The sequence below is a fragment of the Xenorhabdus thuongxuanensis genome, assembly GCF_001908095.1.
Lineage (GTDB): Bacteria > Pseudomonadota > Gammaproteobacteria > Enterobacterales > Enterobacteriaceae > Xenorhabdus > Xenorhabdus thuongxuanensis.
In genome coordinates this window covers 1-2,983 of sequence record NZ_MKGR01000061.1, presented here as the reverse complement: position 1 = coordinate 2,983, position 2,983 = coordinate 1, and the positions used below count along the sequence as shown (strand labels likewise).

Below are 2,983 nucleotides of genomic sequence, written 5' to 3'. Positions count from 1 at the left end.
TCAGGGTCATAAGCGAGCAAGGAAAAGGAAAATAAAGCCAATTAGATCATGTCTCTCGTATCCATTCAATCGACTTTTAAAAAGTATGCTCGCGCCCTGATGTGTTGCGTATTTTGCGGAATATGTGTTTTCATTATTTTTATTTCTGTCTTGGATAAATATAAGGAGTAATTTAATGATAAATGATATTAAAAATATTATCTTCTTCCTGGAGCCAGATCCTCATGAAAATCCCTGGGTACATGGTAAATCTGCTGAAGAGGTAATTGACGTTGTGGAATACAATCCTGAGTGGTTAGCTACATGGCAACAGCTTTCTTCGATTATTAAAGAAACACTTGGCAACGTTGTCTTGAATATTGAGCACGTTGGGTCGACGGCTGTTCCTGGGATGGTTGCCAAACCTGTTATTGACATGGATCTTATTGTGGAAGATCCAACCCAGGAAGAAAAATATGTACCAGCATTGGCGCGGCTTGGTTATGATTTGACAGTTCGTGAACCGAGTTTTTATCAACATCGATGCCTACGATTGGCACAACCCAGAGCTAATCTTCATGTTTTTGGCCCCGATTGCCTTGAACACATCCGACATATTTGGTTTCGTGATTGGCTCAGAGAACATCCTGAAGATTGTGAACGATATATAGCTGAAAAGATAACTGCTAAAAATAATGTCAAGCAGGTAATGGATTATAATAAGAGAAAAGAACAAGTGGTGCATGAAATTTATCAACGTATATTTCAAAATAAGGGATTGTTGTAATAATACTTGATAATTATTATGCGGGCCAACAATAAATCTGTTCTAATTTAGGCTGACAAAATACTTTGATGTTCTCATTTTCTCACAGGCCCCTATAAGGCGCTTTACCTTTCAAGCCACTGTAGGGCTAAGGCAACCGCATAAATGTAATTTAAACATTTATGCGGTTGCCCTGTCGTTCAAAACGCTTTAAAAAGTATAAGATAATGAAATTAATGATAGTTTTATCGACAATTCAGATACCTTCCATAAAAAACTCCTAAATATTGGGTGCGAATGACAGCCTCACCTAATCGAATAGATGTTTACCTTAATTAACTCTTAATTAACTCTTAATTAATGACCATAAAAAAATCTAATTGATTTTTATGTGGTTAAACATCATTGTTAATAAATAGCAGCTTAAGACAAGCGATAAGCATATTTTTAAAATTGTTAATTTGAGCATTTTTTATAATTTATCTTATATCTTAAAAGAGTTTTTTACATACCATCAAACACATTGATAGCAATAAGATAGGTGCTTAGATGTTCTCTTAATTTTTTATTAAAAACATTAAGTTATTATCTACGGATGGGAAAATGTAGTCAATGTAGTCAATGTAGTCAATGTAGTCAATGTAGTCAATGTAGTCAATGTAGTCAATGTAGTCAATGTAGTCAATGTAGTCAATGTAGTCAATGTAGTCAATAAAGAGGCAATTTAAAAGACGAAGGGTATACAACTTTTTTATATGAAACAGTGAGGAAATTAACCATGCAAAATAACATGAAAGATGTGAATGAGTTGCTTGATGATTTAATTTCTAAACCAGAAGTACAGGCTCGTTGGGAAAATGAACCAGAAAAGGTAATGCAGGAATATCAACTGACTCCAGAACAATACCACGCCCTTTCTGAGGGCAATATCGATGCTTTGATCAATGAAGGGTTAGCGGATAGGCATATCCAGCAAATGAGGGTTAGCTGGTAATGGTTGATTTCAGCTCCCATTTTCTGGCACCTATAGGTTTGCCGGTATCTCGCCTGGCTGTCGGCGGGAGCCATTTTGGTGTGAGTGCCCGTAGAAACAATGTCATGCGTATTGTTTCTGCTGCGTTAGATTTTGGGGTGAATTTTTTTGATACCGCTGATATTTATGGCAAAGGTGAAAGTGAAAGTGAAAGTGAAAGTGAAAGTGAAAGTGAAAGTATAGCAGAATCATACTAATATGTCATAATATCCAAATCCAAAATGACAAGGCATAAAGTGAAATGGGTTACAGTTTAGATTTTCGAAAAAGAGTACTGGCATACAAAGATAAGCATTCGTTGACTTTCGAACAAACGAGTGCCCATTTTGAGATCTCTATTCGTACCCTGTTCCGGTGGAGCCATAAAATAGAACCTTGCATGACGCGTGATAAGCCTCCCATAAAAATTCCTGATGAGGTACTCATTGCGGATGTCCAAAATTTTCCGGATGACTATCAATGGGAAAGAGCAAAGCGCCTGGGGGTCTCACAATCGTCGATTCATTACGCTTTGAAACGGCTTCGGCTCACGCTTAAAAAAAACCTTAAAACATCCTCGCGCTAATCCTCAGCTTCGTCAGGCGTTTGTCGAGCGCATCAGCGATTATGAACAGGAAGGCAAACCGATTGTGTATTTGGATGACAGTGGTTTCGCGCAGTCAATGCCACGGATATACGGGTATTCAGAAAAGGGGCAGCGTTGTTTTGGTACACAGGATTGGCACGCGAAAGGCCGGATTAACGTCATTGGTGCCATTCTCGAAAATACGTTCATCACCTTAAGCTTATTGACTGGCAACATTAATGCCGATGTCTTTCATGCGTGGGTGACGCAGGATTTATTGCCAAAACTCCCACACGGTGCCGTGATAGTCATGGATAATGCGCGCTTTCATAAACGACTTGATACGATACAAGCGATAGCAGAGAGTCAACATCAATTAGAGTGGCTTCCCGCTTATAGTCCGGACTTGAATCCCATAGAACACAAATGGGGTGGGGCAAAAGCGATAAGAAGACAAAAAAGATGTTCAGTTGATGAGTTGTTCACCGAGCACATCGAATATGTCAGATCATGTTGATTCTGCTACCCTGAAGAAAAGGGCGCTTATCCCTTTATGCGCTTTTCTGTCGTCACGTAAGGTAACAACTCAAGGGATCGCTTTTATTGATTCCACCAAAATTGCCGTTTGTCATAACCTTCG

4 protein-coding genes and 2 pseudogenes are annotated in these 2,983 nt (G+C 38.7%); all 6 read left to right on the top strand.

The genetic code is table 11. The annotated features are described in order from the left end of the window. Positions 1–175 precede the first annotated feature (175 nt). On the top strand, positions 176–766 hold the full coding sequence (locus tag Xentx_RS17875) for a GrpB family protein (protein WP_074021843.1): 591 nt from the start codon (positions 176–178) through the stop codon (positions 764–766). A 757-nt stretch (positions 767–1,523) separates the two neighbouring features. Then, positions 1,524–1,739: a hypothetical protein gene (locus Xentx_RS17870; protein WP_074021842.1), complete on the top strand. Its 216-nt coding sequence runs from the start codon at positions 1,524–1,526 to the stop codon at positions 1,737–1,739. Beyond that, positions 1,739–1,975: an aldo/keto reductase gene (locus Xentx_RS17865; protein WP_074021841.1), complete on the top strand. Its 237-nt coding sequence runs from the start codon at positions 1,739–1,741 to the stop codon at positions 1,973–1,975. Before Xentx_RS17870 ends, Xentx_RS17865 begins: the two co-directional genes overlap by 1 nt. Before the next feature lie 44 nt (positions 1,976–2,019). Further along, on the top strand, positions 2,020–2,343 hold the full coding sequence (locus Xentx_RS19450; RefSeq protein WP_074021840.1) for an IS630 transposase-related protein: 324 nt from the start codon (positions 2,020–2,022) through the stop codon (positions 2,341–2,343). Between the two features lie 28 nt (positions 2,344–2,371). Further along, positions 2,372–2,860: pseudogene (locus Xentx_RS19445) on the top strand (transposase); the annotation flags it as partial. Between the two features lie 10 nt (positions 2,861–2,870). Further along, a pseudogene (locus tag Xentx_RS19740) lies at positions 2,871–2,983 on the top strand (IS982 family transposase); the annotation flags it as partial.

Coding starts and splice junctions, on each gene's coding strand:
- Xentx_RS17875 (WP_074021843.1), top strand. CDS start 176: ATGATAAATGATATTAAAAATATTATCTTCTTCCTGGAGCCAGATCCT.
- Xentx_RS17870 (WP_074021842.1), top strand. CDS start 1,524: ATGCAAAATAACATGAAAGATGTGAATGAGTTGCTTGATGATTTAATT.
- Xentx_RS17865 (WP_074021841.1), top strand. CDS start 1,739: ATGGTTGATTTCAGCTCCCATTTTCTGGCACCTATAGGTTTGCCGGTA.
- Xentx_RS19450 (WP_074021840.1), top strand. CDS start 2,020: ATGGGTTACAGTTTAGATTTTCGAAAAAGAGTACTGGCATACAAAGAT.